This window comes from Bradyrhizobium sp. Ken51 (assembly GCF_055807435.1).
Genome location: NZ_JBVVPB010000039.1, coordinates 44,877 through 51,243, shown reverse-complemented (window position 1 = coordinate 51,243; position 6,367 = coordinate 44,877). Strand labels below are relative to the sequence as shown.

The 6,367-nt window shown below is 65.6% G+C and carries 5 protein-coding genes; 4 read left to right on the top strand and 1 reads right to left on the bottom strand.

Features of this window, described 5'->3' with window-relative positions:
- From AC0L27_RS36275 to AC0L27_RS36260, 4 genes are all read left to right on the top strand, one after another.
- Positions 1-714, top strand: a 714-nt coding sequence (locus AC0L27_RS36275; protein ID WP_473322514.1) for a UDP-glucose dehydrogenase family protein, incomplete at its 5' end; no start/stop codon positions are given.
- A 157-nt stretch (positions 715-871) separates the two neighbouring features.
- Positions 872-3,349, top strand: a complete 2,478-nt coding sequence (gene hrpB, locus AC0L27_RS36270; protein ID WP_354206243.1) for an ATP-dependent helicase HrpB — start codon at positions 872-874, stop codon at positions 3,347-3,349.
- 127 nt (positions 3,350-3,476) lie between these two features.
- On the top strand, positions 3,477-3,986 hold the full coding sequence (locus AC0L27_RS36265; protein WP_354101180.1) for a TIGR02281 family clan AA aspartic protease: 510 nt from the start codon (positions 3,477-3,479) through the stop codon (positions 3,984-3,986).
- A 190-nt stretch (positions 3,987-4,176) separates the two neighbouring features.
- Positions 4,177-5,676: a phosphomannomutase/phosphoglucomutase gene (locus AC0L27_RS36260; protein WP_275172885.1), complete on the top strand. Its 1,500-nt coding sequence runs from the start codon at positions 4,177-4,179 to the stop codon at positions 5,674-5,676.
- A gap of 142 nt (positions 5,677-5,818) precedes the next feature.
- Here the strand turns inward: AC0L27_RS36260 and AC0L27_RS36255 are convergent, their stop codons facing one another.
- On the bottom strand, positions 5,819-6,328 hold the full coding sequence (locus AC0L27_RS36255; protein WP_007604670.1) for an Lrp/AsnC family transcriptional regulator: 510 nt from the start codon (positions 6,326-6,328) through the stop codon (positions 5,819-5,821).
- Positions 6,329-6,367 lie beyond the last annotated feature (39 nt).

Genomic DNA, 6,367 nt, shown 5'->3' with positions numbered 1-6,367 from the left:
ACCGCCGAGATGATCAAATACGCCGCCAATGCGTTCCTCGCGACCAAGATCACCTTCATCAACGAGATCGCGGACCTCTCCGAGAAGGTCGGCGCCAACGTGCAGGAAGTCGCGCGCGGCATTGGCCTGGACAACCGCATCGGCACCAAATTCCTGCATGCCGGTCCCGGCTTCGGCGGCTCGTGCTTCCCAAAGGACACCAAGGCGCTGATCAAGATCGCGCAGGACTACGACGTGAGCTTGCGCATCGTCGAATCCGTGCTGGCGGTCAACGAGAACCGCAAGCGGGCGATGGCGCGAAAAGTGAGCCAGGCGCTCGGCGGCTCGCTGCGCGGCAAGACCATCGCCGTGCTCGGCCTCACCTTCAAGCCCGACACCGACGACATGCGCGATGCGCCGTCGATCCCGTTGGTCACGGGCCTGATCGACATGGGCGCGAAGGTGAAGGCCTTCGATCCCGTCGGCATGGAGCAGGCGAAGAGCGAGCTGCCCAGCATCACTTATTGCGAGGACGCCTATTCCTGCGCGGAAGGCGCCGATGCGATCGTCATCGTCACCGAATGGGTGCAGTTCCGTGCGCTCGATCTCGACCGGCTGAAGGCGACCATGGCGCAGCCCGTCATCGTCGACTTGCGTAACATCTACCGCCCCGAGGAGATGGCTGCGGCCGGCTTCGTTTATGAGAGTGTCGGACGGCCGCCGGTGCAGGGCTGAAAGTTACATGTCGTTGTCGGGCTAAAACCGTCATGGCCGGGCTTGTCCCGGCCATCCACGTCTTGTTCACTCTCGGCTGAAAGAACGTGGATGCCCTGGACTTCTGCGCGAGGACGCGCTTCGCGCTATTGCCCGGGCATGACGATCGGATAGTTCTTTGCCCCGCAGTTTCGACACGCCCCTCCCGATCGATGCCGTGCTCGACGACCTCTCGCGCACGCTGGAGGCGCATAACGCCGCCGTGCTGGTGGCGCCGCCGGGCGCCGGCAAGACCACGCGCGTGCCACTGGCGCTGCTCGATGCCCCATGGGCGAAGGGCAAGAAGATCATCGTGCTGGAGCCGCGGCGCATCGCGGCGCGCGCCAGCGCCGACCGCATGGCCAAATCACTGGGCGAACGCGCCGGCGAGACCGTCGGCTATCGCGTCCGCTTCGGCTCGAAGATCTCGCGCGCGACCCGCATCGAGGTGGTGACGGAGGGTATCTTCACCCGCCAGATCCTCGACGATCCCGAGCTGTCGGGCATCGCCGCCGTCCTGTTCGACGAATTCCACGAGCGCTCGCTCGATGCCGACATGGGCCTCGCGCTGGCGCGCGATGCGCAAACCGGCCTGCGTGAGGATTTGCGCATCCTCGTGATGTCGGCAACGCTCGATGGCGCCCGCGTGGCAAGATTGCTCGGCGAAGCGCCCGTCGTCGAAAGCGAGGGGCGCGCCTTTCCGGTCGAGACGCGCTATCTCGGCCGCAAGGCGGACGTGCCGGTGGAACGGCAGATGGCGGATGCGATCGCCTCGGCACTGCGCGCCGATGCCGGCTCGGTGCTGGCGTTCCTGCCGGGCGCCGCTGAAATCCGCCGCACCCAGAATTTCCTCGGCGAACGCGTGCAGGATTCCAGCATCGAAATCGTGCCGCTGTTCGGCGCGCTCGACGCCGCCGTGCAGGACCGTGCCATCTCGCCGGCGCCCAAGGGCACGCGCAAGGTGGTGCTGGCGACCTCGATCGCGGAGACCTCGTTGACCATCGAGGGCGTGCGCATCGTGGTCGATTCCGGTCTTGCCCGCGTGCCGCGCTACGAGCCCGACATCGGCCTGACCCGGCTCGAGACCGTGCGCGTCTCGCGCGCGGCGGCGGACCAGCGCCGCGGCCGCGCCGGCCGCACCGAGCCCGGTGTCTGCTACCGGCTCTGGGACGAACCTCAGACGGCCTCGCTCGCGCCCTACACCCAGCCCGAGATCCTCAGCGCCGATCTGTCCTCGCTGGTGCTCGATCTCGCGCAATGGGGCGTCGCCGATCCTGCCGCGCTGTCGTTTCTCGACCCGCCGCCGCAGCCGGCCTGGAAAGAAGCAAAAAGCCTGCTCTCCGAGCTCAATGCGCTCGATGGCGACGGCCGCATTACCGCGGAAGGCAAGAGCCTGCGCGCGCTGGCGCTGCCGCCGCGGCTCGCGCGCATGATCGTGGATTCGCATCGTGCCGGCGAGGGCGACGCCGCCGCCGAGATCGCCGCCATCATCACCGAGCGCGGGCTCGGCGGCGACAGCGTCGATCTCGAGCACCGGCGCGATCAGTTCCGCCGCGACCATTCCCCGCGTGCAGCAAGCGCGCGCGACCTCGCGCGGCGCTGGGCCTCGCAGGTGGCGGCGTCAGAGAAGGCGGCGACCGGAGAAGGTGACCTCTCGGCCGGCCTGATGCTCGCCTACGCCTTCCCGGATCGCGTCGCGCGCAACCGCGGCAATGGCAGCTTCGTGCTCGCCAACGGCCGTGGTGCCGCCGTCGATCAGACCTCGTCACTCGCCCGCGCGCCCTATATCGCGATCGGCGAGATGACAGGCACGGCGGCGAGCGGACGCATTCTGCTCGCAGCGCAAATCTCGCAGGACGAGATCGAGCAGCATTTCGCCGAGCATATCGAATCCGTCGAGGAGATATCGTTCGATCGCGGCGCGATGGCGTTGCGGGCGCGGCGCAAGCGCGCGCTGCACGCGATCACTCTCTCCGAGGCGACACTTGCCGTATCGCCTTCGGAGGACACCGCGCGCATCTTGGCGGACGGGCTGATCGCCGCCGGCCTCGACCGGCTGCCCTGGTCGAAGGCCGCCAAACAATGGCGCGATCGCGTGATGTTTTTGCGCAAGGCCGAAGGCGACAGCTGGCCGGATCTTTCGGACGACGGGCTGATCGCGCGGCGCGACGATTGGCTGGTGCCGGCGCTCTACGACAAGATCGCGCTGAAGGATATCTCCGCCGGCGATCTCTCCGACGCACTGATGACGTTGCTGCCGTGGGAGATGCGCGCGCGGCTCGACCGCGAGGCGCCGACGCATTTCGAGGCGCCGACCGGCAGCGTGCTCGCGATCGACTATGAAGCCGAGCAGGGGCCGACCATCGCGGTGCGGCTCCAGGAATTGTTCGGCCTCAACACCCATCCGTCGATCGCCGCCGGCAAGGTGCCGTTGGTGCTCGAGCTGCTGTCGCCGGCGCAACGCCCGGTGCAGGTGACCCGAGATCTCCCCGGTTTCTGGCGCGGCAGCTACAATGCCGTGCGCTCCGATTTGCGCGGCCGCTACCCGCGCCATCCCTGGCCGGAAGATCCGGCGAATGCGCTGCCGACCCGGCGGGTCAAGCCGCGCGGGACGTGAGCGTTACGAAGACCCATTAACCGTCCGCTCATCCTTTTCGTCAAAATAGCACAGCTCTGGCCGCAGCGTCGCTCGCGGAGCGGCCTGCCGCGTGGTGAAATCGAGCTTCCGGCTCGGAAGTGGTGTGATGCGTAACATAATGATCTTCGCGGCGATCATGATCGGCCTTGGCACCTTCATGGCCCAGATGGCGGACAGGATGAGCTCCGCCTCGGCGACGTCGGTGCCGCGCACGGTAGCAGTCGCGTCCATGGCGCCGGCCGGCGGCCGCAGCCTCAACATCCCCCGCGACGGCCGCGGCCACTTCCAAACCGATGGCCGGATCGAAGGCCAGCGCATTGGCTTCATGGTAGACACCGGCGCCTCCGTGGTTGCGCTGAACGAGACCTCGGCTGCCCGTTTCGGCCTGCGTCCCTCGCGCAGCGATTACAATGCCACCGTCTCCACCGCCAACGGCACCATCAAGGCCGCGCGCACCCGCATCGCCATGCTCGATGTCGGCGGCCTCGTGGTACGCGATGTCGATGCCATGGTGCTGCCGGACGAGGCGCTGTCCGAGAACCTGCTCGGCCTCTCCTTCCTCTCCCGCCTCAAGCGCTTCGAATACGCCAACGGTCAGATGGTGCTGGAGCAGTAAGGGTCTCTCAAAGGCTCCGGCGACCGCATATTTCAAGAAAATCTCTATTCCGACCGCTCTCGCGGCCAGATTTCCCCGTTACCAAACTGCCGCAATTATCATCCATAAGCTGCCATTCCCGCCTTCCGCTGCAGCCCGGCATTCGCTAAGGCTGCATCAAATCCTGGCTCTTTTTCACGAGACCGTCTCAATGTTCCCCAAGCCGAAATCCGTGTTGCTGCCCAACACCTATGCCTTCGAATCCGAGCCGATGGTGAAGGCCACGGGCTTTCGCGAATACGACGCGCGCTGGCTGTTCCAGAAGGAAATCAACCTGATGGGAATCCAGGCGCTCGGCATGGGGCTGGGCGCGCTGATCGCGGAGCTCGGCGTCAGCCAGGAGATCGTCACCGGTCATGATTTCCGCGGCTATTCGGCCTCGATCAAATATGCGCTGATCTCCGGCTTGATGGCAGCAGGCTGCAAGGTGCACGACATCGGGCTCGCGGTGACGCCGATGGCCTATTTCGCGCAGTTCGACCTCGACGTGCCCTGCTGCGCCATGGTCACGGCCTCTCACAACGACAATGGCTGGACCGGCGTGAAGATGGGCGCCAACCGCCCGCTGACCTTCGGTCCCGACGAGATGACGCGGCTGAAGGAGATCGTGCTGGGCGCCGAGTTCAAAAACAAGGCCGGCGGCTCCTATCAATTCCACGAGAATTATCCGGCGCGCTACATCGCCGATCTCACCAGCCGCCCGAAGCTCAAGCGCAAGCTCAAGGTCGTCGCGGCCTGCGGCAACGGCACCGCCGGCGCGTTCGCGCCGCAGGTGCTGGAGGCGATCGGCTGCGAGGTGATCCCGCTCGACACCGAACTCGACCACACCTTCCCGAAATACAATCCGAACCCCGAAGACATGGAGATGCTGCACGCGATCCGCGACGCGGTGCTGCAGCACAAGGCCGATGTGGGCCTCGGCTTCGACGGTGACGGCGATCGCTGCGGCGTCGTCGACAACACCGGAGAGGAGATCTTTGCCGACAAGGTCGGCGTGATGCTGGCGCGCGACATGTCGGCAATCCACAAGGACGCGCAGTTCATCGTCGACGTGAAGTCGACCGGCCTCTTCATCACCGATCCGGTGCTGCAGAAGCAGGGTGCAAAAACCACCTACTGGAAGACCGGCCATTCCTACATGAAGCGCCGCACCCATGAGACGGGTGCGCTCGCCGGCTTCGAGAAGTCCGGCCATTTCTTCTTCAACAAGCCGTATGGACGCGGCTATGACGACGGTCTCGTCTCGGCGCTCGCGATCTGCGACATGCTCGACCGCGCCCCCGGCAAGTCGATGGCCGATCTGAAGAACGCGCTGCCAAAAACCTGGTCGTCGCCGACCATGTCGCCGCATTGCGCCGACGAGGTGAAGTACGGCGTCATCGACAAGGTGGTGAAGCACTTCGAGGGCTTGCAGACCAAGGGCGCCAAGATCGGCGGCCAGTCGATCCGCGATCTCGTCACCGTCAACGGCGTCCGCGTCACGGTCGAGGACGGCAGCTGGGGCCTGGTGCGTGCCTCCTCCAACAAGCCCGAGCTCGTCGTCGTGGTCGAGAGCCCGGTCTCCGAGCAGCGCATGCACGACATGTTCGAGATGGTGAACAGCGTGCTGCGCACCCATCCCGAAGTCGGCGAGTACAATCAGAAGATCTGAGGCGCGAGGCTAGCCTCACTTGCTGTCGTGCCCCGCGCAGGCGGGCATCCAGTACGCCGGGGCTTCTCGATCGATTTCAGGCGTCACGGAGTACTGGATCGCCCGGTCAAGCCGGGCGATGACAGCTTCTCTGTGGTGACGTCTAAGCCGCCACCACCGCCGGGATCGGCAGCGCGGTGACCGACTTGATCTTCTCCATCGCGAAGCGCGAGGTGACGTTCTTCAGCGGCACGGCGCTGATCAGTTTCTTGTAGAACACGTCATAGGCCTGCATGTCCGCGACGACGACGCGCAGCATGTAGTCGACGTCGCCGGCCATACGATAGAACTCCATCACCTCGGGCATGGCGCTGACGGCTTCGGCGAATTTCTTCAGCCAGGCGTCGGAATGGTCGGAGCTCTCGACCGACACGAACACGGAGATGCCGAGGCCGATCTTGTTCTGGTCGACCAGCGCCACCCGCTTGGTGATCACGCCGTCTGCCTCCAGGCGCTGGATACGCTTCCAGCAGGGGGTCGAGGACAGGCCGACGCGGTCGCCGATCTCGGCGACGGAGAGGGAGGCATCGTCCTGGAGCACCATCAGAATCTTGCGGTCGATGGCGTCGAGGCGGCGGCTGGTCTCGGGGAGCGGGACGGCGAGATCGGTCATTTGAAGAACTTTGTTCCATATCAAGGGTTGATTTCCCTG

Bases quoted from the DNA above. Each gene is read 5' to 3' on its own strand.
- AC0L27_RS36255 (WP_007604670.1), bottom strand. From the start codon at position 6,328: ATGACCGATCTCGCCGTCCCGCTCCCCGAGACCAGCCGCCGCCTCGAC.
- AC0L27_RS36260 (WP_275172885.1), top strand. From the start codon at position 4,177: ATGTTCCCCAAGCCGAAATCCGTGTTGCTGCCCAACACCTATGCCTTC.
- AC0L27_RS36265 (WP_354101180.1), top strand. From the start codon at position 3,477: ATGCGTAACATAATGATCTTCGCGGCGATCATGATCGGCCTTGGCACC.